The sequence below is a fragment of the Adhaeribacter sp. genome (assembly GCF_057359045.1).
The window spans coordinates 21,815-47,093 of record NZ_JBMQUD010000076.1; the positions used below are offsets into that span (position 1 = coordinate 21,815).

Below are 25,279 nucleotides of genomic sequence, written 5' to 3' on the forward strand. Positions count from 1 at the left end.
CTGGAAGTTATGTAGCTAGCTACAATATAAATAGTAGTGTAATCTATCGGTTAATAGTAATAATGTTAACCTGAGCTTTAATTTCCTTGAATTTTCTAAAAGCGTATCTTGGCTAAGCCATCTGCTTTCCGGCAGATCTTTGCTTTATAATATTTTAATTTTCTTACCTGCTTACCCTTTAATTCTTCTTTAAAATATAATCTGTTTTAAATTATTTCACCACACTCAAAATGTTAATTTATGAAGGATTATTTACAACAAAAGTTGAGGTATTTACTGCTGCTTCAATTAATCTTTATTACCACCAGCGCCTGGGCACAGAGTGTTTCGGTTAAAGGCAAAGTAACCGACGACAAAGGCGAAGGATTACCGGGAGTAACCATTCTGTTAAAAGGTACTACCAATGGTACCACCTCTGATCCATCTGGTAATTACACCCTTAATTTGCCTAACAGCACCGGCACCTTGGTAGCTTCTTTTATTGGTTATAACCCACAGGAAATTGCAGTTAATAACCGAACTACTATTAATATATCAATGGTATCGGACGCTAAGTCTTTAGAAGAAGTAGTGGTAGTAGGTTATGGTACCCAGCGCAAACGCGATATTACCGCCGCGGTATCTAATATTAATATGGAAGATATTGGTGAAGTACCAGCTTCTAACGTTACCCGCCTGATTCAAGGGCAGGCCCCGGGCGTAGCCGTTAAACAAAAAACTGGTGCGCCCGGCGGTCAGTTTGAAGTGCGGGTACGGGGCATGAGTTCGTTGGGAGCCGGTAGCGACCCCTTGTATGTAATAGATGGCTTTGCAGTAGGCACCAGCGTAGGCCAAAATTTAAACCCAAACGACATTGAAAGTATTACCATTCTAAAAGACGCGGCTTCTACGGCTATATACGGGGCCCGGGGTTCTAACGGGGTAGTTTTAATTACCACCAAAAACGCAAAAGAAGGCAAAACCAATTTATCATTTACCGCCGATTATGGGGTGCAAAATATTCCAGATTCGCGCCGGGTTAAAGTACTGAACGGAGTAGAGTTTGCCCAGTTTAAAAAAGAGGTTTTCATGGATAATATCCGCTACTTCAAAAACCGCGAACCATCTATAGAAGAAGTGCCCATTGGTTACCGTTTTCCGGAGCAAACCAAATATTCTACTGATTGGTACGACGAAATTATGCACCACAATGCGCCTTACCAGGATTATAACCTTACACTCTCGTCTGGTAAAGGACCCATTAAATCAGTTTTATCGGTGGGCTATTTTAATGAACAAGGAACCATTATTAAAACAAATTATGAGCGTATTTCGGCCCGGGCCAATATTGCCGGCGAAATAAATAAGTACATATCCATGGGCTTTAATATTAACGGTAGCCACACCAAGCAAAACACGGCTGTTACCGAAGGCCGCAGTGCGCTGGTAGGCTCTACTTTGTTAATGGACCCGCGGGAGCCCGTGTATAACGAAGATGGTACATTACGCCCTTACATTGGCGGCAACGATGGTGTTTTTGGCTTTCCTAACCCGGTATATGTACTGCACAACGTTATGCGCCGCCGCAACATTGCCGATGCCTTAACCAATGGCTATTTAGAGTTTAATATTATCAAGGGACTGAAATTTCGGTCGTCGGTAAATGCCAAAGTTAATTTTAATACCTATAAAGAATATATACCGTCTACCATTGGTTTGGCGGTAGCCTCAGGTACCACTGGCGCTCCGCCCCGTATAGCTACGGCCCGCGAACTGAACGAGCAACTATATAACCTGTCTACCGACCAAATATTAACCTATGCTCCCGAATTAGGGGCAAATCATCACCTGGATGTTATGGTGGGCTATACCGCACAAACAGAAAAAGTTAGGGGCATTGATGGTACGGGTAATACATTCCCGGATGATTTGGTACCTTATTTAGGAGCCGCCTCCATTCGCTCTTCTAATTCTTATGAGTACGATTGGAGCCTGCTGGCTTACTTAGCCCGTTTAAATTATTCTTTCCGCGATAAATATTTGTTTTCTGCCTCTATGCGGCGCGAAGGTAGTTCTCGGTTTGGCGCCGAAAACAAGTACGGTGATTTTCCGGCTTTTTCGCTGGGTTGGCGGCTTTCCGAAGAATCATTTATGCCTAAATTCACCTGGCTCTCAGATTTGAAACTGCGGGGTAGCTGGGGGATGACCGGTAACAATAACATTGGAAATTACTCGCACCTGGCTTTCATGAACGCCAATAATTACATTATAGGTAATGCTTTTGCCCCTGGTAAAGTAGTGAGCTCTTTTGCCAATGCCGAACTGGGTTGGGAAAAATCGAACCAATTAGACTTAGGCCTGGATCTAGCGCTTTTAGATAATAGAGTGGTTTTAATTGCCGAGTATTATAATAAAATTACCAACGACATGTTATTGCCCATCTCTATTCCATCAGTTTCGGGCTTTACTACCAGCTTGGCCAACATTGGCAAAGTTCAGAACCGGGGTATAGAATTAGGCTTAGAATTTAAAGCCACTATTGGTCAGGTAAATTTCCGGACCACTCCCAATATTACTTTTAACCGCAGCAAAATATTGGCCATTAAAGGCGAAAACGACATGCTCTGGTACGGCAGCTTCTACGGCGGCTACAACGTACAAAAAGTGGGCCGCCCTATTGGTATGATTTACGGTTATAAAAAACTAGGCATTTTTAACACCCAGGCCGAAATTGATGCCGCACCTAAACAAGACGGTGTAATTCCGGGCGGTATGAAGTTCTGGGATGCCGATGGCAATGGCGAAATTACTTACGATACCAAAGACATGGTAGAAATTGGTAATCCCAATCCGGCCTTTACCTGGGCCTGGACCTTTGCTGCCGACTACAAACGGTTTGACTTTAATATTTTATTTATGGGTGCCCAAAATTACGATGTGTACCGCAACATTGAGGCTTCTACCATGAACATGGACGGCGTATTTAATGTGCTGGATAAAGCCAAAGACCGCTGGCGCTCGCCCGAAAATCCAGGCTCAGACCCTAACCATAAAAACTCGCAGGGCGGTACCAATTATTTTAAATGGTCTAGGGAAAGCAGCGAGCGCTACGTGTACGACGCCAGCCACCTGTGGGTAAAAAATATTACCCTGGGCTATAATTTGCCCAAAATGAAATCTTTCCTGACTGATGCCCGCATATTTATCAATGCATCTAACATGTTTTTATTGACTAACTACCCCGGCAACAACCCCGATGCCGGCGTAAGAGGCGGAACCGAGCTGAACAACGACGACGAGGCATATCCGGTTCCCAGAACATTTTCTTTAGGTGCGCGACTTAACTTCTAAAATGTATGCAAATGAAAAAGATAACCGCTATAGGAATTATTTGTCTGAGCTTGGTTGGGTATTCCTGCGACGATGATTTTTTAGTTACTACCGACCCCACCCGCATTGGCTCCGACTTGTTTTATAAAAATCAAACCCAGGTAGAACAAGCCCTGAACGGGGTTTACGGCCAGTTACAAGGTATTACCAATACAGCTTACATCTTCCAGGAATTTACTTCCGATAATACCACCATCGACCTGAACCCCTCGGACCGGGGCGGCGCCAGCGGCTGGGAAGCTTTTGAATTTTCTACGGTAAATTCCGGCAACGCCGAAATCTCTAACCTGTGGAATAATTATTACGCCGCTATGTACAATGTCAATTTTACGCTGGAAAAACTAGCGGCCAGCACCACCATAGATGCCACCACCAAAGCGCCTTTAGAGGGTCAGCTAAAATTTATCCGGGCTTTTTATTATTTCGACTTAGTCCGGTATTTTGGCGAAGTAGTATTAACCACCTCTACCCTTAAAAACCCCAACGAAGCTTTTGCTTTAAAACGGTCGCCGGAAACTGCCACTTATGCCCAGATTGAACAAGATCTGAAAGATGCGGCGCAGGCTTTGCCCGTAAAATACAATGCCGCCAATGCTGGCCGGGTTACCAAAGGAGCAGCATTGGCTTTACTGGGCAAAGTTTACCTGACTCAAAAAAAATACGCCGAGGCGGTTACTACTTTAAAAGAAATTCTGCCCCTGGGCTATGCTTTGGTAACCAATTACGCCGATAATTTTGATCCAACCAAAAAGAATGGCATTGAATCATTATTTGAAATACAATACCAGGGCGGCAACGATTTAGGCGAATGGAGCAGCTTTATGTATACGTTTGCGCCGCGCCTATCGGCCGGTGTAATAACTGGTTTTGCCAACATTGTACCGGGTGGGCGTAATATTCCGACCAACGATATTATCGCGGCTTATGAACCCGGCGATTTACGCAAAGATATTTCTTTAAAAACCAGCTTTACCAATGCTAAAGGCGAGGTAGTGGCGGTGCCGTACATAAATAAATACCGCTACCAGCACACGATTGCGGGTCGCACCGATACAAATTGGCCGGTGTTGCGGTACGCCGATGTTTTATTAATGCTGGCCGAAGCCATTAATGAACAATCCGGACCAACTTCTGAGGCTTTTGGTTACCTGAATCAGGTTCGCAAGCGGGCCGACTTAGGCGAGTTATCGGGCCTGGATAAAGCTAATTTCCGCGACCGCGTTTTAAAAGAACGCCGGATAGAACTGGCCTTTGAAAACCACCGGTGGTTTGATTTAAAACGAACCAAAACGCCCGCCGAATTAGCCCAGTTCATGAATGCCTATGCGGCCAAAGAAAAAGCTAATCCTACTGTTCCGCGCGGCGGCGTTGCTTTTAATGCCCTCGATTACGTGTACACCGAAAATGAGCACGTATTCCCGATTCCAGCCCCACAAATTTTAATTAACAAAGAATTAGGCCAAAACCCAGGTTACTAATACCAGCCTTTTATCATCAGCTAACATTCTGCCGCCATCGGTCGGATGTTAGCTGATTTTTTATGATGTATATAAATTGAGTTAAAGAAAGCTGCTTCTTACTTGCAGTTTCGAACAGAAGGTGTAATTACCATAGCCATCAGGTTAAGCTAAATATCATCAGAAATAACACCATCGATGGCAATAAACAGAATGATATATAAAAAGTCTATACAATTTCTTATTGATAAAGATAGAAGTCATATTCCAGACACTACCCTTCTTCATTTCTGATAAGACCAATTTAAAAATAAATAAAACAGTTACTTCCAGCCGGCTTGTTATCATTAAACAAAAACAAACATAACCCCACTTTTAACCTAACTAGCAGGACAGTACAGGATAGTTATCAGGGATATTACGCTTATATTAGAAAAATTTCGTTCCGTTTGCTAGCCCATTAATTTCTATTAGAATTAGAACAACACCAAATGAATGTTAATGCCTTAAGTAAATACAGACACCTCTTCCTTTTGGCCTCTTTGGCGCTCCTGCTTTTTTGCCCAATGTTTATATCCAGTAGCCTGGCCGATTCAGTTGCCTCCGGTACTGCAGAAAACAACACTTTTTGGTTGTGGAAATTATTGGGCAGGTTACACCCCTTGGCAGTACATTTTCCGGTTACTTTATTATGTTTAGCGGCCATTCTCGAAATTATTACTTTCAGAAATTTTACTTCTCGCCTTCGGCCCGGCATAGATTTACTGGTGGTATTAGGCGCTGCCGGGGCTGTTCTGTCAGCTTTGTTGGGCTTAATACTGGCTGGTCAAGAAGATTATGGCGGCAATACCCTGGCTATACACCGCTGGACCGGCATTGCTACGGCCGTATTGGGTTTGGCAGCCGCAATTTTTCTCTACATTATTCAAAAGCAAAACCGCTGGGATTTAATAAAATATTACCGTGGCGTTATCATATTTACCGCTTTTGGCGTAACAGCGGCTGGTCATTACGGGGCGGCTTTAACCCACGGCGACATGTACCTGACCAGCGTAATCCCCTGGAGCGACGATTACGAAGGCGCACCGGGCAGTAAAAGCAGTTTTAATTTGGTTTCATTAAAGGAAAAAGGAAATAAGTTAAGCCACGAGCAGGAAATAGAATTAAATACCCAGGTACGGGCCATTTTTGCGCATAACTGCTATAAATGCCATAGTTCCGATAAGACTAAAGGCGAGCTCCGGTTAGACCAAAAAGATCTGGTTTTTAAAGGTGGTAAACACGGCCCCATTCTGGAAGCAGGCAAACCACACGAAAGTGAACTTATCAGGCGTATAAACTTGCCGGCCGGCCACAAAGAAGCCATGCCGGGCAAAGGCAAACCCCTGAGTAAAGAAGATATTCAACTGATTACTTACTGGGTCGAAAAAGGCGCGCCCTGGCCGGATAAAGGACAAAAAAGCATTTTCCGGGTAGCCGAACTAAAACCCAGAAACCCGGCATTGCCTCCAGCCACGGCCAGTTTGCAAAACCCCATTGATATTTGGGTAAATGAATATTTTAAAAAGAACCATGTTGCCTGGCAAGGCCCGGTAAACGACCGCATTTATTTAAGAAGAATTTACCTGGATATTATTGGTATGGTGCCTACACCCGAAGAGCTAACGGCCTTTGCTCAGGATAAACGCCCCGATAAAAGAAATATTTGGGTAAGACAATTGCTAAACCGCAACGACGACTACGCTTTGCATTGGCTTACCTTCTGGAACGATGCCCTCCGGAACGATTATTCGGGTACCGGATATATTACCAAAGGCCGTTATAATATTTCGGATTGGTTATACAAATCTTTACAAAATAATAAACCTTATAACCAGTTTGTTAAAGAGCTTTTAAGCCCCAGTAAAGAGTCGGCAGGTTTTATTAAAGGCATAAAATGGCGGGGTGCCGTAAATGCCAGCCAGCGAACCGAAATGCAGGCCGCCCAAAACGTATCGCAGGTATTATTGGGGTTAAATTTAAAATGTACCTCCTGCCACGATAGCTTTATCAGCGATTGGAAACTAAAAGATGCGTATGCTTTTGCGAATATTTTTGCTGATACAACCCTGGAAATAAACCGCTGCGATGTGCCCACCGGCAAAATGGCCGAAACCAAAATATTGTGGGAAGAACTGGGTACCATTGATGAAGCTGCTCCGGTAAAAGAAAAGCTACGGCAACTGGCTGAAAACTTATCTAAACCGGCTAATGGCCGCCTGTATCGCACCATTGTAAACCGCGTTTGGGGACAAATGTTTGGTAGAGGCCTTGTGGCACCGGTAGATGCGATGGATAATGAGCCCTGGAGCCAGGATTTATTAGATTGGCTGGCCTCCGATTTCGTAGAACGCAACTACGATATTAAAGAACTCATTTACCTGATTGCGACTTCTAAAACCTATCAACTGCCTTCGGTAAAAATTCAGGACGAGCAAAAAATTAATGCCCAGGATTTTCGATTTACCGGTATGCTGCGCAAACGCATGTCCGCTGAACAATTTGCCGATGCGGTTAGCCGCACCATTCAACCGGTTTATTCCGATTCGGCGGTGCAGTATAAGCATTTTCCGGAATTAAAGCCCCAGCAGGCCAATACCCCATTTGTGCGCGCCTCTTTGGTAAAAAACGACGGCTTTCTAATCGCTTTGGGCCGGCCTAACCGCGAAACCGTAATTACCGGCCGCGATTCGCAGGCTAATTTATTACAAGCCTTAGAGTTAACCAACGGCAAAGCCTTCAATAACGTATTAAAAAGAGGAGCCAATAATTGGGTAGCCCGTTATAAAAATAGCGACATGATTATTAAGGAAGTTTACCGCAAAGCACTCGGCCGGGCCCCTTTACCTAAAGAATACAATGTGGCCAGGCAAGTACTCGGCGAGTCGCCGGACCCTGAGGATGTGCAGGATTTTCTGTGGGCGGTAGTACTGTTACCAGAATTTCAATTGATTTATTAGAGAAGAAGGTCTGTTTAGTTTAATTGATTAAATATTAAAAATAATTATTGCCATGCATTCCAAATGGAACCGAAGAGAATTTTTAAAAACGGCAAGTGCCGCAACGCTGGGTGCACTAGCGGCCGGGGCACCCGTAGCCGGTTTATTATCCTCCTGCAGCCGTGATAAAAATAAAGCTTTATTAGCATCTGATGCCGTTAAACAGCGCCTGGCCAACTCTACCGCCGATACCGTAATATTGCTTTGGATGGCCGGTGGCATGGCCCATACCGACACCTTCGATCCGAAAAGATATACCCCTTTTGAAAAAGGCCTGGATTCTAACCGGGTATTAAGTACTTTTAAAGCTGTTCCCACCGTTCTGGATGGCATTCAGTTTTCCGAAGGCTTGGAGTCAATCGGGCAAATCATGGATAAAGGTACTTTGATTCGCTCCTACGTGGCCGCCGATTTAGGTCATATTCTGCATTCCCGTCACCAATACCATTGGCACACTTGTTACGAACCACCGCAATCCGTAGCGGCGCCCCACATGGGCGCCTGGATTGCGAAAGAACTTGGTCCTAAAAACACGGTTATTCCGGCCTTTATTGATATTGGGCAGCGTTTAACTTTAGGCGAAGGCGAAGAACTCAAAGCTTTTCATACTTCCGGCTTTTTGGGCAATGAATTTGGGCCGTTTATGATTCCGGACCCTACCACCGGGCTAGATAGTGTAAAACCACCGGTAGGCATGTCGTATAAACGTTTTGAGCGCCGCAACCAGCTTTATAATAAATTAATCAGCGAGAGCGCCTTTGGCGAATTTGGCAGCGATTACCAGAAAGAATCGCTTAGGCGGGCGATGGAGCAATCGTATATGTTTCTGAACTCGCCGGAAGCCAAAGCTTTTGATTTAACTACAGAACCCAAAGAAAGCTACAATATTTACAATACCGGTAAGTTTGGTTTAGGCTGTTTGCTGGCCCGCCGGCTCACCGAACAAGGTGCCCGCTTTATTAGCGTAACCACCGAGTATGTTCCTTTTCTGGGTTGGGATACCCACGAAAATGGTCATACGCGCTTACGCGACATGAAAAAAGAGATTGATGCGCCGGTTGCCCAATTGATTAAAGACCTTGAACGCACCGGCCACCTGGATCGTACGCTCGTGATTCTGGCCAGCGAATTTAGCCGCGACATGATGCTGGAAGGCCGCCCGGGCGCCGAAGTGAAGCACCAGGTAGATCAACCCACTATCATCAACGATATTAAGAATTACGGTATGCACCGCCACTTTACCGACGGTTGCTCTATCCTGATGTTTGGCGGTGGTATTCAGAAAGGACATGTATACGGCAAAACCGCCGATGAACGCCCCTGCAAAACCATTGAAAAACCAGTTAAAATTGCCCAGATTCACCAATCTGTTTACCATGCCTTAGGCATACCGCAAGATGCCCACGCCATAATTGAAGAACGGCCTTTTTATACTACACCTGATGGTATAGCCAAACCGGTAATGGAATTATTTGGCAAAAAAGAAGCACCCAAAGAGGTAAAACAAGCTTAAAAGTTAAGTGATTTTAAAGAGCTGTAAAGTTAATCTTGGCCTGATTCTTTGAATTTTAACTTCATTATCACAAGTTGTAATATCAAAGAAAAACAATGCTGAAATGAATAATTCAAAAAGGGAATACAGAGTTGGACAGATTTGGAATTATAAAACGAGAAAGAGAGAAGAGGCCTCCTATTTAACTATTTTAAAAATTGAAGAATACCCAAATGTAGGCACCATAATCCATATTGCTGTAGATAATGTAAACCTGAAAAGTAAACAATCAGATAAATATTATGGACATAGCATAGTTCACATGCCTTTTAGCTTAACATCTTTAGATAATAGTGTAACGCAACTTCAAAAGAGTAACGCCCACCTTCCTGATTTTAGAGAAGGCTATTTAGAATGGCAAAAGCATTTTAATAAAGGAGAGGCTGGAATATTTTCGATTACTGTAGCAGAAGCTGTGGCATTTACAGAAAGAACTCTCGACCAGTAAACCATTAAGGTTTCTAATAAGAAAACATAAAACAATAATGATAAACAAACCTGATAACGACCGGCGTGAATTTCTGAAGAAAACAGGTGCGGCGGTAGCTATAAGCGCTTTATACCCGCATATTTGGGTAAAAAAGGCTTTTGCACAGAAAACTGAAATAAACTTGGGCCATAATTCGCATCGTTACCGGGTAGTAGAAGGTTGGGGACTGCTGGATGCCGCTAAAAACCCGGTGAACGACTGTCACGAAATGGTAGAAGATGCCCAAGGGCGCCTTATTATGCTTACAAACGAAATTCGTAACAATATTTTAATCTATGATAAATCCGGGAAATTACTAGAGACCTGGGGCAACAGCTATCCGGGCGGCCACGGCTTAACGCTTAGTACAGAAGGCAGCGAACAGTTTTTATTCATCACCGATACCGACCGTAACCAGGTAATTAAAACCGATCTGAAAGGAAAAGAAATATTTAAGATTGATTATCCGCGCGAGATAAAAGAATACAACCACCCCGGCGAGTTTAGGCCCACCGAAACCGCTGTAAATCCCGCTAATGGCGATATTTACGTAGCCGATGGTTACGGAAAAAACTTTGTTACCCAGTACAACCGCAAAGGTGAATATATCCGGCATTTTGGCGGCAAAGGCGCCACCGATGGTACTTTTGAGTGCTGCCACGGGGTGCTGGTAGATACCCGCGATGCTAAAAATCCTACTTTATTGGTAACGGATCGCTCGCACATGAGCCTCAAACGATTTACACTGGATGGCAAATATCTGGCTACTATTCCGGTGCCGGGTTCTTTTATTTGCCGGCCGGTTATCAAAGGCAAAAACATGTACGCCGCCGTTTACCGCAGTACTTCCCAGGATTACAAAGACTCGGGCTATATCACCATTTTCGATGAAAAAGACCGGGTAATTTCTACACCGGGCGGTACTGAACCCAAATACGTGAAAAATGTTTTACAGGAACAACGTAAAGACCGGTCTTTTATGGGCTTTTTGCACCCCCACGATGTTTGCGTAGATTCTGACGAGAATATTTACGTGCCGCAATGGGCATCCGGCAAAACTTACCCCATAAAATTAGAACGGGTTTAGCGCTGCGCATTACACCATAAAATATAAACACCCCGCACCAGCTTTATTGGGCTATTTACCCAATATGGTGGTGCGGGGTGTTTTTTTAAAAGCGTGTTTAAATTTAAGGAAAGTACTTATTCTTTATAGGTAACAGAAGATAATTGCCCTACAAATTGTATTTAAATGTTGGGTTTTCGCAAAAGCCGCCCTAGCTGGGTGTTTTCACCAGCCAGTTTTCTGAATAATCCAGCAAGGGCCAAAAGGAAATAATTATTTTTCCGCTGTACGAAAGTCTTATCCTTAAATTTAAATATTTAAAACAAATATCAAATATTATTACTTTCAATTATCTACTTACTTAGGTGCAAACAAAATAATTTACCCAATGGAAGCTAAACTTTGTTCCAAAGCTTTGATTTTTGCTTCGGCATCAGCTTTTTTCTGCCATTCTTTTTCCAGTACTACCGGCGGCGCTCCTTTCACGAAACGTTCGTTGCTCAATTTCTTTTCTACCGCTGCCAAGAAACCTTGGGTATATTCCAGTTCTTTTTGCAGACGCTCGCGTTCAGCTGCCGGATCAACGGCACCTTCCATCGGAATAAAAAATTCGCTGCCACCAATTACAAAATTAAAGCTACCTTCCGGCGTCTCCTCTACATAATTTAATTCCGATAAGTTAGCCAGTTTAGCAATCAGCAATTCAAAAGGGGCTAGAATACTTTGTTCCTGGGTTTTAATAGCCACGGCCAACGTTTTGGTTTGTGGTATATTTTTAGAATTCCGGACATTCCGGATACCCGCAATAATATCCATGGCTTTTTCCATGCGCTCCAGCAGAATGGTGTCGGTGGTACCACCTTTGGGCCATGCCGATACAATTAAATATTCTTTATCGCTGCGTTCTTTAATGTCCTGCCAAATTTCTTCGGTAATAAAAGGCATAAAAGGATGCAGCAACTTTAGGTTATTTTCCAGGAATTTAATGGTAGCATTGTAAGTAGCCTGGTCGATGGGACTTTGGTAAGCCGGCTTAATCATTTCTAAATACGACGAACAGAAATCATCCCAAACTAATTTATAAACGGTTAGCAGCGCGTCCGAAATCCGGAATTTGCTAAAATGATCTTCTATTTGCTCAAAAGCCTGGTTAAACTTGGCATTGTACCAATTTATTGCCAGTTCGTTCGGGTTAGGTAAAGTTTCATCAATTTGCCAGCCACTAATTAAGCGGTAAGCATTCCAGATTTTGTTACTAAAATTACGCCCTTGTTCGCAAAGCTTTTCATCGAAAGGCAAATCGTTACCTGCCGGCGAACTAAATAACATGCCCGTCCGCACGCCATCGGCACCGTATTGCTCAATTAAGGCCAGCGCATCCGGCGAATTACCCAACGACTTAGACATTTTCCGGCCAAGTTTATCCCGGACAATGCCGGTCAGGTAAACGTTCCGGAAAGGAACTTCGCGGCGATATTCCAGCCCCGCCATAACCATACGGGCTACCCAGAAAAATAAAATCTCCGGCGCCGTTACCAAATCGTTGGTGGGGTAATAATAATTAATATCGGCATTATCCGGATCTTTAAATCCATCAAAAACCGAAATAGGCCACAACCACGACGAAAACCAAGTATCTAATACGTCTTCGTCCTGCCGCAAATCGGTTTCGGTTAAAGCTTCGTTACCAGCTTTTTCCCGTGCCAGCGCTAAAGCTTCTTCGGCGGTAGTAGCTACTACAAAAGTACCATCGGGCAGGTAATAAGCCGGAATGCGTTGTCCCCACCACAATTGCCGCGAGATGCACCAATCATGAATGTTTTCCATCCAGGAGCGGTACATATTTTTAAATTTGGGCGGATGCAACCGGATGGAATCGTCCATTACTACCCGCAAAGCAGGTTCGGCCAGTTTTTCCATTTTAAGAAACCACTGCATAGATAGCTTAGGCTCAATTACCGCATCGGTTCTTTCGGAATAGCCTACATTGTTTGTGATGTCATCGGTTTTTACCAGCAAGCCGTTACTTTCCAGCTCTTTGGCAATTTTTTTCCGTACCACAAAGCGGTCTTCGCCTACAAATATCTGGGCTTTGCTGTTCAGGGTACCATCATCATTCAGAATATCAATAACCGGTAAATTATGCTTTACGCCCAGTTCATAATCGTTCAGGTCGTGGGCCGGCGTTACTTTTAAGCAGCCGGTACCAAACTCCATATCTACGTACTCGTCGAAAATAATGGGAATGGCCCGGTTAATTAAAGGAATAATGGCCTGTTTACCGCGCAAGTGTTGGTAACGGGTATCGTTGGGGTTAATGCAAATAGCGGTATCACCCAATATAGTCTCGGGCCGCGTAGTAGCCACCGTTAAGTACTGACCGGGCTCATCGGCTACCTGGTAGTTGATGTAATATAATTTAGAATTAACCGGTTTGTAAATTACTTCTTCGTCGGATAAGGCGGTTTTACCTTGTGGGTCCCAATTCACCATCCGGATGCCACGGTAAATTAAGCCTTTGCGGTATAAATCAACAAAAACCTGGATTACGGCCTCGGTCATAACGGGCTCCATGGTAAACCGGGTTCGGTCGAAATCGCAGGAAGCACCTAATTTTTTAAGTTGTTCCAGAATAATGCCGCCGTATTTCTCTTTCCACTCCCAGGCATATTCTAAGAATTTTTCGCGACCAATTTCTTCTTTTAAAATACCTCTTTCTTTTAACATGGCTACCACGCGGGTTTCGGTGGCAATAGAAGCATGGTCGGTGCCGGGCAGGTACAAAGCCTCTTTCCCTTGCATACGAGCACGCCGCACCAATATATCTTGTATGGTATTGTTAAGCATGTGGCCCATGTGCAGCACACCGGTAACATTGGGTGGCGGAATTACAATGGTGTAAGGCTCCTTTTTGGGGTTGGGTTTAGACCGAAAAAAGCCTTTATCCAGCCAGCTTTGGTACCACTTTTCTTCTACTTCTTTGGGGTTATAGGTTTTAGAAATTGCCATGTTGGGTTAAAATAATCGTGCGCAAAAATAGTTAATAAAGCCTTGGTTAAAAAATATTATACCGGCTTATATCGGTGGCGCCCTTAACCTGGGTTACGAAATAGGTAAAGAAGAAAAATTGGGACAGAAAATTGGGGGTAATAAAAAATGCTGCGTAGGCTAAAATAGCATTTAACCTTTAGTTTTGCGATCATTCTGCAGTGGGTAGGAAATAGTTTGGCAACTGGTCAGTATTAAACTGGCACAAGAAGTTACGCTTCGCTAAACTTGCGCCAGCTATGAGTAATAAATTCTACTTAGCCTGACGGATTTGGTAAAAACACCCTGCGCTGGCCAACAGATGGTTTAGTACGAAAACACAGAACAAGACTGAATCAGAAAAGAATAATTTTTACTTTAAAAATTTAAGCGGATAAATGGTAAGGCTCTATTAGCGAGCCAGACCAGAAGCTGCTTTATTTTATAAAACTTTTAGAATCGATTAATTTATTCTGTTGGCCATTATGGATGGCATAATTAAACCCAATCTGAATACTATAAGCGCCTACTTCACCGGCTTTATTCATGGCCAAAAACCCAACCTGCAAATCTTTGTAGTTCTTTTGTTTTTTGATGATGCGTTCTACGGCAGCCTGGCAAGCCTCTTGCGGCGACCGCCCCTGGCGCATTAATTCTACGACTAAATGGCTACCCACCATTTTTATAACGGCCTCGCCTAAACCCGTGGCACACGCGCCCCCTACTTCATTATCTACAAACAAAGCGGCACCAATTATGGGCGAATCGCCGATGCGGCCGTGCATTTTCCAGGCGGCCCCACTGGTGGTACAAGCCCCCGACATATTGCCCTGCGCATCGATGGCCAGCATACTAATGGTATCGTGGTTTTCGGCGTTTATAACAGGTTTGTATTTAGACGTTTTTAGCCATTCTTTCCAGGCTTTAGCCGCTTGTGGGGTAAGCAAATTCTCTTTTTTAAATCCGTTGGCTAAAGCCAATTGTTGCGCGCCCTCGCCTACCATAAATACGTGCGGCGTTTTTTCCATAACCAGGCGTGCCACCGAAATGGGGTGTTTAATATTCTGCAGAAATGCAACCGATCCGCAATTTCCTTCTTCGTCCATAATACAGGCATCCAGGGTTACTTTACCTTCCCGATCGGGGTAACCACCGTAACCTACGGTATTTACTTTGGGGTCGGCTTCACTTACTTTAACCCCGGTTTCTACGGCATCTAAAGCCCGGCCATTGCCAGAAAGTACTTTCCAGGCAGCCTCGTTCGCGTCTAAACCGTGGTTCCAGGTAGATACTACAATGGGCTTGGTGGCAACTGGTGCCGATTGGGCAAACGCCTTCCGCCAGGTTAAGCTACCCAAGCCCGTCGCGCTTAATATAGATTTAATTATAAAGTTACGCCGACTGTTCATGATAGAATAAATTTAAATTATTCGGCCTGGATGGCCTTAAGTGCACTGGCAATGCGGTTTGCATCGGCCAAAGCCAATTCGTATTCCGGTAGCCGGAGTTCTCCGCCCATACTTACCCGGTTATTTTGGTATTGCATTGTGCCGGCTATTTTTTTACGGGCGGATAAATGAAATTCCTGTGCGCCGGTCTCCCGCTTAATCCTAGAAATATTTCTTTCGGTTATTCCGCCTCCCGGCATTATAACCATTCTTCCGGTTGCTCTTTTCACCAAGTGCTTTATCAATTCCGATCCTTCTAAAGCCGTTTTTTCCTGACCAGAAGTGAGCAAGCGATCTACACCCAGGTTAATTAATGTTTCCAAAGCGGCAAACGGTTCTGGTGTCATATCAAAAGCCCTATGAAAAGTAACCGACAAAGGCCGGGCGGCAGCCATCAGTTTAGAGGTTCGTTCTGCATCTATCTGACCATCTGGTTGTAACAGACCAATCACTACCCCATCGCAGCCAATATCTTTTATAAATTGCAGATCCTGCAGCATTATTTGGAACTCTAAATCTGAATAACAGAAATCGCCACCTCGTGGCCGGATAAGTACGTGTAACCCAATATCCGTATGGGTACGAGCTAGTTTTAGGCAGCCCATACTGGGCGTAATGCCGCCTTCAAACAATGCTGCACATAATTCTACGCGGGTTGCTCCGGCTTTCTGAGCTTCCAAACAAGATTCTACTGAATCAACGCAAATTTCCAGGGCTTCTCCGAATGGCATAATATTTTTAAAAACTGATTAGTTTTATAGTTTCTAAAGGAGGTGAATTATTATAGAATATTTATTTCTAAAATCCAGATGAATTTGATAAACAATATTTTCCTTAAAAATCATAAGAATTAAACCTCCGGCAATATACAAGATAATCTGTTGCCTTATAATCTGTTTGACTTTTTTACAGTGCTAAAAAAAATTACCAACATTTAATTCTATTGAATATCAATTACTTATATATAACAATTTAAATCAATGGCTAAAGTAATGTGCAGCCAGGCAAAAGTGTTGATAATACCACCAATAATGTATTAACTGCTCTTAGATATTAAACTGATACCGGTTCATAACCTAAAAATTTTAAATAAAAAAGGGAGGCAAAAGCCTCCCTTTTTTATTTAAAATTTAAGCAGATTATTGCTTTTTAGCTGCATCTGCCTTTTTGTTCATGGCTTCAGCATCTTTGGTACGGCCGAGCGCTAGATAAACTTTAGCTAAAGTATCTAAAGTATTTAAGTCGTTCGGGTTTGCTTTTAAAGAGGCTTCGAAATAAGGCAGAGAGTTGTTGAAATGCTTTTTCATTTCGGGCTCTAATTTAGGTGCATTTTTGGCATAAGTAGCCGAGTTCATGGCCCGCAGCTTTTTATTTATTTCGTAACCTTTATTAAAGTGTACTACCCCCAAGTTAAAATTAGCATTGGCATTGGCCGGATCTAATTTTAACGCTTTCTCGTAATTTTCCTGAGCTAAATCAAATTTCTTGGTTTGCTCATAAACCTGCCCCAGAACCAAATATAAATTTACGTTGTTCGGGTCTACTTTGATGGCATTTTCCAACTTGGCAATGGCTTCGGTACCCCGGCCAGAGCTAATGTAGGTGTTTAGCTCTTCCAGCATTAACTCTTTGTTGTTGGGATTGGCTTTTAAGCCTTCTTCCAATACTTTCAGGGCTTCCGCTTCGTTTTTATCAACTTCTTTGGCTATATAATATAAGCGGTTGTAAACGGTAGGCCGGGAATATTTAATGCCAATAAGTTTGCGGTAATTTTCTTTCGCAACGGAGTAGTTATTAGACTGTTCTGCCGACATGGCCGCATACAAGTAAGCGGTAGTATCCTGCGGATTAGCTTGTTGGGCTTTGGTAAAAGCGGTTATAGCTTCCGGAAATTTTTGCTCCTGGTAAGCTTTAACGCCTTCGTTAAGCGCCGTAACATAAACTGCTTCGCTTAATGATTTTTTCTTTTCCTCAGCTTGCTTGGCAAACTCCCCGCCGGGTTTATCTAAAGCAATGGCTTTATCGTATGCCGCCAAAGCTTCGTCTAAAGGATTAGCCGCCAGTTTACCATAAATGGGATTATTTGCCATACCGGCATAAATTTCGCCTTTGGTAAACCAGGCTTTGGCGCTGTTGGCGGTTTTCTCGTGTACAACGGCTTTGTCAATTTCGGTTTTTGCTTTATCTAATGTACCATTTTTAAGGTGTAAAGATGCATTAGTAACAGCTCCGTTTTGGGCAAAAGCCAGTTGCAAACTAAAAGCCGCAACTGCTGTTAATATGGCCTTTTTCATAAATTGGTTTTTGTGTTTGTGTTTAAAGTTAAAGTAAATATTAATTTTCATTAATCAAGTCCGGATCAGTTAAATCTGGGTCTATTAAATCCTGATTAAGCGATTCATCAGCCGGTAATTCCGATTGGCTTAACACGATTTCCTCGGCTATTTCTTCAGCCTTTTCTTCGTTTTCTATTTTAGCTACCGACGATATTTCATCGCCCTCGTTTATTTTAAGCAACCGTACGCCCTGGGTAGCCCGACCAATCACGCGCAAATCAGCAATTCGTAAGCGGATGGTAATACCGGATTTATTGATGATCATTAAATCATCGTTATCTACTACCCCGTGTATGGCTACCAAATGACCGGTTTTCTCGGTAATATTTAAGGTTTTAACGCCTTTACCGCCCCGGTTGGTTATACGATATTCTTCAATAGACGAACGTTTTCCGAAACCTTTTTCCGACACAACCAGCAAATTCATTTGCTCATCTTTAACACAAACCATACCAACTACTTTGTCGTCGTCGTTGGCCAGGGTTACGCCCCGTACACCAGCGGCATTCCGGCCCATCGAACGAACTTTGTCTTCGTTAAACCTTACGGCCCGGCCTGATTTTAAGGCCAATACAATATCGTTGGTACCGTTGGTTAACTGCACGTCGAGCAGGCAATCCCCATCGTTTATGGTAATAGCATTTATACCATTTAACCGCGGACGGGAATAGGCTTCTAAAGGTGTTTTTTTGATGATACCTTTCTCGGTACAGAAAATGAGGTAATTGTTTAAAACGTAATCCGGATTTTTTAAATCGTACACGTTAATTACTGCCCGGATTTTATCATCTTTCTCAATCTGGATTAAGTTCTGAATGGCCCGGCCTTTGGTGGTTTTGCCGCCTTCCGGAATTTCATAAACTTTTAACCAGAATACCCGCCCGTGCTCGGTAAAGAAGAGCATATAATTATGGGTATTGGCAATAAATAAATGCTCAGTAAAATCGTCTTGTTTACCCGCCGAAGCACCCCGCGAACCAACACCGCCGCGGCCCTGGCTCCGGTACTCAGTTAAAGCCGTCCGTTTAATGTAACCTTCGTGCGAAATGGTGATTACCATGCTCTCATCCGGAATCATGTCTTCCATCGAGAAATCGCTCGACGACATTTCGACACTTGTGCGGCGGTCATCGCCATAACGGTCTTTAATTTCGGTCAGCTCATCTTTAATTATTTGCATCCGTAAGGCTTCGCTCGCCAGTATTTCTTGCAAATGCGTAATCAAAGCTTTAATCTCTTCGTACTCTTTTACAATTTTATCGCGCTCCAGGCCGGTTAAACGTTGTAAACGCATATCCAAAATGGCCCGGGCCTGAATGTCGCTTAAACTGAAGCGTTCAATTAAACCCGCGCGGGCAATCTCCGGATCGCGCGAAGAGCGGATTAAATTAATTACTTCATCGAGGTTATCGAGGGCAATTAATAAACCTTCTAAAATATGCGCCCGTTTCTGTGCTTCGGCCAGTTCGTACTCAGTGCGCCGGATTACTACTTCGTGGCGGTGTTCCACAAAATATTTAATCTGGTCTTTCAGGTTCAGGGTCATGGGGCGGCCTGCCACCAAGGCTACGTTGTTTACCCCGAAAGAAGATTGTAACTGGGTATATTTATAGAGGTTATTCAGTACCACGTTGGGCATGGCATCACGTTTCAGATCGTATACAATGCGTAAACCATCGCGGTCCGATTCGTCGCGCAAGTCCGAAATACCTTCTATTTTTTTCTCGTTGATTAAAGCGGCTGTTTTTTCAATCATGGCCGCCTTGTTTACCATGTATGGAATTTCGGTAACAATAATTTGCTCCTTACCAGAAGGTAATGTTTCGAAAGTAGCCTTGGCCCGCACAATAACGCGGCCTCGACCTGTTTCAAAAGCCGAACGTACACCTTCATAGCCATATATAATACCGCCGGTCGGGAAATCAGGAGCTGTAATGTGCTCCATTAACTCGGCAATGGTAATTTCGTTGTTATCAATGTAAGCCACAATGCCGTTTACCACTTCCGAAAGGTTGTGGGGCGCCATGTTGGTAGCCATGCCTACCGCAATACCCGAAGTACCATTTATCAGTAGGTTGGGTATTTTAGCCGGCATTACACTAGGTTCGTTCAGGGAGTCGTCGAAGTTAGGAACAAAATCAACGGTATTTTTTTCAAGATCGGCTAATAATTCATCGGCAATTCGTTTCAGGCGGGCTTCGGTGTAACGCATGGCGGCCGGCGAATCGCCGTCGATAGAACCAAAGTTACCCTGGCCATCTACCAGCGGGTAACGCAAGGACCAGTCCTGGGCCATCCGGACCATGGTTTCATAAACCGAGGAATCGCCGTGCGGGTGGTATTTACCCAGTACTTCGCCCACGATACGGGCCGATTTTTTGTAAGCTTTATTATAAGAAACGCCCAGTTCTGACATTCCGTACAAAACCCGGCGGTGTACCGGTTTTAAGCCATCGCGTACATCCGGTAAAGCGCGGGATATAATAACCGACATCGAATAATCGATGTAAGCCCCACGCATTTCATCTTCAATATTTATAGGTATTATTTTTTCGCCATCAGCCATAGAGGTAGGTCAAAAATTAAATCTGGTTTAAATCATAAAAGGCGCAAGTTACGCATTTTTAGCCTTTTTGCCTAGCGTTATTTCTTCTTCTTCCGGTCTTGATTTTGGGATTTCTGATTATCCTGAGCAGCTTTTTTGGGCAGTTTTTCGCCTATACGGGGGTTCTGCTTTTTAAGGATAGGTTGCCCCCGGTACACTTTTTTGCCGTGTAAATGCTGTTTACGAATATGACAGGAGTAAATAGGACAAGCCGGCTTACAGGCCGAAAAACTAAAGATAAAAACCAGGAATAAAAATAACTTTTTATGCATATATCCTTTTACATTGGGTAAAGCCTGGCCGGATCACGGTTGTTATCACCCTAACATAAATTAACAATTCTAACGAAAGAGTAAAAGTATTATTCTGATTAAACTAAAAAGTTAAATAAAATAAATATTCAGGCGATTGGTTTGCCCAGCTTAAAATCTTTTTAAAAGTAGGCGATTAAGTTTCTCTTTCCTATAAAATTAATCAAGTATATATTTATTTTTATAATTTAAACTGGCAAAGCAACCCTTTTAAACTTGGGTACGTGCTGGAGGCACAAAATGTAAGCCTTCAGAAAAACCGTACCCCTATGGAAAGAAAAGAATTTTTATCGCTATTAGGCATAAGTGCCGCTACCTTATTTTCTGCCGGTTGTTTAGGCAGTTGCAGCAGTTCTAAAGACGAAGATCCTAATCCGGGCAGTACCGATAAAAAAGATTTCACGCTTAATTTAGCTAGTCCGGCCAATAGTATCTTAAAAGTACCCGGCAATGCTTTAAAAAGTAACGGCATTATTGTGGCTTATACTACTACGGGCAGCTATGTAGCCGTTTCTTCTACCTGCACCCACCAGGGCGGCACCGTTGATTATGATGCAACCGGCAAGCGGTTTAGTTGTCCGTTGCACGGGTCTAATTTTAGCGAAAGCGGCTCCGTTCTAAATGGCCCGGCTACCACAGCGCTAAAACAATATAAAACTACTCTTACCGGCGATAATCTGCGGGTGTACGAAGATTAATATTCGTAAAATTATTTAGGGTCGATGCCGCTTAAAATCCGGCGAATTTCGTTTGTTTTTTTCATGAGTTCGTAGCTGGCCGCCTCGTCTTGCTGGTCGATCATGTTTTTAAATTCCTGAAGCTTTTGGATATAACTGGCCAAAGCTTCCGAAATATTGCGGCTGTTTTGAGTAAATATGGGCGCCCACATTTCGGGAGAGCTTTTGGCCAACCTAACCGTAGAAGAAAAACCGCTACCCGCCATGTTAAATATATTTTCTTCGTCTTTTTCTTTTTCTAAAACGGTAGCGCCCAGGGCAAAAGAACTGATGTGACTTAAATGCGACACGTAAGCCAGGTGCAAATCGTGGGAGTCGGCGGGCATGTAGCTTAACCGCATTTCCAAATCCTGGAAAATATTTTCTACCAGCTTTACCGATTGCGGCCGGCTTTTTTCCTTATCACAAATAATCATAATCTTGTGCGGGAGCAAACCGGCAAAAGCCGCTTCTGGGCCAGAGTTTTCGGTACCTGCAATAGGGTGCACGGCCACAAACTGTGCCCGTTTAGGGTGGTTTTCTACTACCCGGCAAATAAGTTCTTTGGTAGAACCAAAATCTATTAACGTAGCTTGCTCCGGCAAAATATCTAAAACCGGTATTAACATATTTACTAAGGCATTTACCGGCACCGCCAACACGGTTAAATCGGCTTTGGCAATAGCTATGTCTAAGGGCAATATTTCATCTACCAAACCCAAGGCCAAGGCTTTGGCAGCATGGGCCGGATTGTTTTCTACCCCAATAAAATAATAAGGCTTTTGCAATTGCTTTAACCCTAAAGCAAACGACCCGCCCAGTAAGCCCAGGCCCACAATACAAATATTCATACCGCGAAAAGAAAGACTTCTTTTTACATTTCCAAATTAGCTTACCTGTATAATAAAATGGAAAGGTGGTTTAAATAATTTAGGCCCGGTTTTTGAACTATAACCGACAAATAATTTTTATAAGAACAGAAAGCTTTCAGCTGATTTTCAGGACAAAACAAGAGTGGTTAAACAGAATAAATTATTAATTTTTAAATTTTTTAAAACAAAGATTTTCTAATTGAGTAAATTTATTACATTTGCCGCGAATTTAATGGAGAAATATACCACATATCGCAACTTCTTTGCCGCGCTGCCTTGCCCCAAGGCAATGGCGTCTCCGTTTGTAAATCCTGCGTATAGACAGGTCTACCCCTTGCGGGCGTAGTCTGTTCCGGGTGACCTACGTAGTTGCCTTCTTCTCAACTCTTTTTTGTGTTTTTTTAATTTTCCTGTAGCAGGGTTTTTATTCATTTTTAATTTTTTCGATCAAGATGATCCAAAATAATAAATCTGTTAATGCCGAACAACTTGTGCCGCCACAAGTGGATGCAGATTTTATCATACAAGTGGCTACCGCCGAACATACCCATTTTGCCCAGATTATTGTGGATGAAATGGAATCGTCGGCTAAGTTACGGGGTACTGGTATAGCCAAGCGGTCGCCCGATTATATCGTGGAAAAAATGTTGGAAGGTAAAGCCGTTATTGCCTTAAGCCACGACAATGTGTGGGCAGGTTTCTGCTACATCGAAACGTGGGGGCACGGCGATTACGTGGCTAATTCAGGTTTAATTGTGTCGCCTAATTTCCGGCAAAGCGGTTTAGCCAAGCGCATCAAAGAAAAAATATTTGAGCTTTCGCGCAAGAAATATCCGCATGCCAAAATATTTGGTTTAACTACCGGTTTGGCCGTGATGAAAATTAACTCTGATCTGGGTTATAAACCGGTTACTTATTCGGAACTGACCGACGATGAAGCTTTTTGGAAGGGTTGTCGCAGCTGCGTGAATTTTGATATCCTGACAGCCAAGGAACGCAAAAATTGCTTGTGTACGGCCATGCTGTACGATCCGGCCGAAGAAGAAAAAAGCAAAAAGAAAAGTCAGAATCAAGAGACTCCTAGTCAGCCCGATTCTAAAGAAGATAAAGGCCTGTTAGATTTTGTTAAAAATTCTAAATTATACGAGCGTTGGATGCAGTTTAAACAACATGTATTATTGCGCGAGAACAAGAATAAAGGCATGATGCATTCGTTGCGGACCGTGCTGGGCAGTTTATTTTAGTAAATTGCAACGTTAAATCAGTAAAAATACCGTTAATGGGGTTTAAATCTGTTACCGGTAGTATAACCTTATCAACCTGTAACCTACATGAAAAAAGTGGTACTGGCCTTTAGTGGCGGCCTCGACACCTCGTATTGTGTTAAATATCTTTCCGAAACACAAAACCTCGAAGTTTATTCAGCAATTGTTAATACCGGTGGTTTCAGCGCCGATGAATTAGCCGAAATAGAACGCCGGGCCTATGCCTTGGGTGTAAAGCAACACTTAACCCTGGATGAAACCGGCGATTATTACAATAGCTGCATTAAGTACCTTATTTTTGGTAATGTTTTAAAAAATAATACTTACCCTTTATCGGTAAGTGCCGAGCGCGTGTACCAGGCTTTGGCCATTGCCCGTTATGCCAAAGAAATTGATGCGGATTATGTGGCGCACGGTAGCACTGGCGCCGGCAACGACCAGGTGCGTTTCGACATGATTTTTAACATCATGATTCCGGACGTAGAAATCCTAACCCCTATCCGGGATTTAAAATTATCGCGCCAGGAAGAAATTGATTTCCTGAAGCAGCACGGCGTAGAAATGAACTTCGAGAAAGCCGCTTATTCTATCAATAAAGGTTTGTGGGGTACCTCGGTGGGTGGTAAAGAAACGCTTACCTCTTACGGTTACTTGCCCGAAGAAGCCTGGCCAACGCAAGTTACGAAACAGAACCCCGAAGAAGTAAAGTTACTTTTTGAAAAAGGTGAATTAAAAGGCATCAACGACCAGCGGTTCGAGAACCCGGTAGAAGCTATTCAGAAGCTGAACGAAATTGCCGCGCCATTTGGTGTAGGCCGCGATATTCACGTGGGCGATACGATCATTGGTATTAAAGGCCGGGTTGGTTTTGAAGCTGCTGCGCCCATGGTAATTATTAAAGCGCACCATGCTTTAGAAAAACATGTGCTTACCAAATGGCAGCTTTACTGGAAAGATCAGTTAGCCGTGTGGTACGGCAACTTATTACACGAAGGCCAGTTCCTGGACCCCGTTATGCGCAACATCGAGAAGTTTTTAGAAGATACGCAAGCTACCGTAAGCGGCACTGCAACCGTTGGTTTGGCGCCTTACCGCTTCTACGTGGTGGGTATTGAATCAGCGCACGATTTAATGTCTTCTAAATTTGGTTCTTACGGCGAAATGAACAACGCCTGGACCGGCGAAGACGTGAAAGGCTTCTCTAAAATATTCGGTAACCAAACCATGATTTACCAGAAAGTAAATGAGCGCTAACCAAACCTCCGACCAGAAAATTCGGGTTGGCATTGTTGGTGGTGCGGGCTATACGGGCGGCGAACTCCTGCGCATTTTGTTGCAGCATCCTAATACCGAAATAAGTTTTATCCATAGCTCCAGCAACGGTGGCCGTCCGGTTTACGAAGTTCATACCGACTTGCTCGGCGAAACTGAACTGACTTTCAGCACCGAATATTCCGATGCCGTTGATGTGGTATTTCTGTGCGTAGGCCACGGCGCGGCTAAAAAATTCTTAGAAGGACAAAAATTTCCGGCAGAGGTTAAAATTATTGACTTAAGCCAGGATTTCCGCTTAGCCCCTACCACTGATTTAGATGACCGCACGTTTGTATACGGTTTACCAGAGTTACAGAAAGAAGCTATTGTTAAAGCTAAAAATATTGCCAACCCTGGCTGTTTTGCTACCTGTATTCAGTTGGCTTTATTGCCATTGGCCAGCCAAAACAAACTAGATGCGCCGGTGCATATTA

The 25,279-nt window shown here is 43.5% G+C and carries 16 protein-coding genes and 1 pseudogene; 10 read left to right on the forward strand and 7 right to left on the reverse strand.

What is annotated here, in order from left to right; genetic code table 11:
* The first annotated feature begins 240 nt into the window (after positions 1 to 240).
* From ACO1R6_RS12085 to ACO1R6_RS12110, 6 genes are all read left to right on the forward strand, one after another.
* Entirely contained in the window at positions 241 to 3,330 is a 3,090-nt protein-coding gene (locus ACO1R6_RS12085; protein WP_486265072.1) for a SusC/RagA family TonB-linked outer membrane protein, read from the forward strand.
* An 11-nt stretch (positions 3,331 to 3,341) separates the two neighbouring features.
* The gene (locus ACO1R6_RS12090; RefSeq protein ID WP_486265073.1) at positions 3,342 to 4,847 is read left to right on the forward strand and encodes a RagB/SusD family nutrient uptake outer membrane protein; all 1,506 of its coding nucleotides are present in this window, start codon (positions 3,342 to 3,344) and stop codon (positions 4,845 to 4,847) included.
* 545 nt (positions 4,848 to 5,392) lie between these two features.
* Positions 5,393 to 7,825, forward strand: a complete 2,433-nt coding sequence (locus tag ACO1R6_RS12095) for a DUF1549 domain-containing protein (protein ID WP_486265075.1) — start codon at positions 5,393 to 5,395, stop codon at positions 7,823 to 7,825.
* A 52-nt stretch (positions 7,826 to 7,877) separates the two neighbouring features.
* Positions 7,878 to 9,377, forward strand: a complete 1,500-nt coding sequence (locus ACO1R6_RS12100; RefSeq protein WP_486265076.1) for a DUF1501 domain-containing protein — start codon at positions 7,878 to 7,880, stop codon at positions 9,375 to 9,377.
* A 103-nt stretch (positions 9,378 to 9,480) separates the two neighbouring features.
* Complete coding sequence (locus ACO1R6_RS12105; protein ID WP_486265077.1) at positions 9,481 to 9,864, forward strand: hypothetical protein; 384 nt, start codon at positions 9,481 to 9,483, stop codon at positions 9,862 to 9,864.
* A gap of 37 nt (positions 9,865 to 9,901) precedes the next feature.
* Positions 9,902 to 10,972, forward strand: coding sequence for an NHL repeat-containing protein (locus ACO1R6_RS12110; protein ID WP_486265079.1), 1,071 nt, complete (start codon positions 9,902 to 9,904; stop codon positions 10,970 to 10,972).
* A gap of 360 nt (positions 10,973 to 11,332) precedes the next feature.
* On the opposite strand, the gene ACO1R6_RS12115 is transcribed toward ACO1R6_RS12110, so the two are convergent.
* The 6 genes from ACO1R6_RS12115 to ACO1R6_RS12140 form a co-directional block, all read right to left on the reverse strand.
* The gene (locus tag ACO1R6_RS12115) at positions 11,333 to 13,960 is read right to left on the reverse strand and encodes a valine--tRNA ligase (protein ID WP_486265080.1); all 2,628 of its coding nucleotides are present in this window, start codon (positions 13,958 to 13,960) and stop codon (positions 11,333 to 11,335) included.
* A 455-nt stretch (positions 13,961 to 14,415) separates the two neighbouring features.
* Positions 14,416 to 15,387: an isoaspartyl peptidase/L-asparaginase family protein gene (locus ACO1R6_RS12120; RefSeq protein WP_486265082.1), complete on the reverse strand. Its 972-nt coding sequence runs from the start codon at positions 15,385 to 15,387 to the stop codon at positions 14,416 to 14,418.
* A 17-nt stretch (positions 15,388 to 15,404) separates the two neighbouring features.
* The gene (locus ACO1R6_RS12125; protein WP_486265084.1) at positions 15,405 to 16,157 is read right to left on the reverse strand and encodes a copper homeostasis protein CutC; all 753 of its coding nucleotides are present in this window, start codon (positions 16,155 to 16,157) and stop codon (positions 15,405 to 15,407) included.
* A gap of 408 nt (positions 16,158 to 16,565) precedes the next feature.
* Complete coding sequence (locus tag ACO1R6_RS12130) at positions 16,566 to 17,720, reverse strand: tetratricopeptide repeat protein (protein WP_486265086.1); 1,155 nt, start codon at positions 17,718 to 17,720, stop codon at positions 16,566 to 16,568.
* Positions 17,721 to 17,760: 40 nt separating this feature from the next.
* Positions 17,761 to 20,328: a DNA gyrase subunit A gene (gene gyrA / locus ACO1R6_RS12135; protein ID WP_486265088.1), complete on the reverse strand. Its 2,568-nt coding sequence runs from the start codon at positions 20,326 to 20,328 to the stop codon at positions 17,761 to 17,763.
* A 77-nt stretch (positions 20,329 to 20,405) separates the two neighbouring features.
* Positions 20,406 to 20,639: a hypothetical protein gene (locus ACO1R6_RS12140; protein ID WP_486265089.1), complete on the reverse strand. Its 234-nt coding sequence runs from the start codon at positions 20,637 to 20,639 to the stop codon at positions 20,406 to 20,408.
* A gap of 308 nt (positions 20,640 to 20,947) precedes the next feature.
* Here ACO1R6_RS12140 and ACO1R6_RS12145 point away from each other — a divergent pair, with 308 nt between their 5' ends.
* The gene (locus ACO1R6_RS12145; protein ID WP_486265091.1) at positions 20,948 to 21,376 is read left to right on the forward strand and encodes a Rieske (2Fe-2S) protein; all 429 of its coding nucleotides are present in this window, start codon (positions 20,948 to 20,950) and stop codon (positions 21,374 to 21,376) included.
* Positions 21,377 to 21,387: 11 nt separating this feature from the next.
* On the opposite strand, the gene ACO1R6_RS12150 is transcribed toward ACO1R6_RS12145, so the two are convergent.
* Positions 21,388 to 22,245: a prephenate dehydrogenase gene (locus ACO1R6_RS12150; RefSeq protein WP_486265093.1), complete on the reverse strand. Its 858-nt coding sequence runs from the start codon at positions 22,243 to 22,245 to the stop codon at positions 21,388 to 21,390.
* 473 nt (positions 22,246 to 22,718) lie between these two features.
* On the opposite strand from ACO1R6_RS12150, the gene ACO1R6_RS12155 reads away from it, so the two are divergent.
* The 3 genes and pseudogenes from ACO1R6_RS12155 to ACO1R6_RS12165 all read left to right on the forward strand — a co-directional run.
* Positions 22,719 to 23,510, forward strand: a complete 792-nt coding sequence (locus ACO1R6_RS12155) for a GNAT family N-acetyltransferase (protein WP_486265095.1) — start codon at positions 22,719 to 22,721, stop codon at positions 23,508 to 23,510.
* An 87-nt stretch (positions 23,511 to 23,597) separates the two neighbouring features.
* Positions 23,598 to 24,785, forward strand: coding sequence for an argininosuccinate synthase (argG, locus tag ACO1R6_RS12160; RefSeq protein WP_486265097.1), 1,188 nt, complete (start codon positions 23,598 to 23,600; stop codon positions 24,783 to 24,785).
* Positions 24,775 to 25,279 (forward strand): annotated as a pseudogene (locus tag ACO1R6_RS12165) (N-acetyl-gamma-glutamyl-phosphate reductase); the annotation flags it as partial. The gene argG and the pseudogene ACO1R6_RS12165, both read left to right, overlap by 11 nt.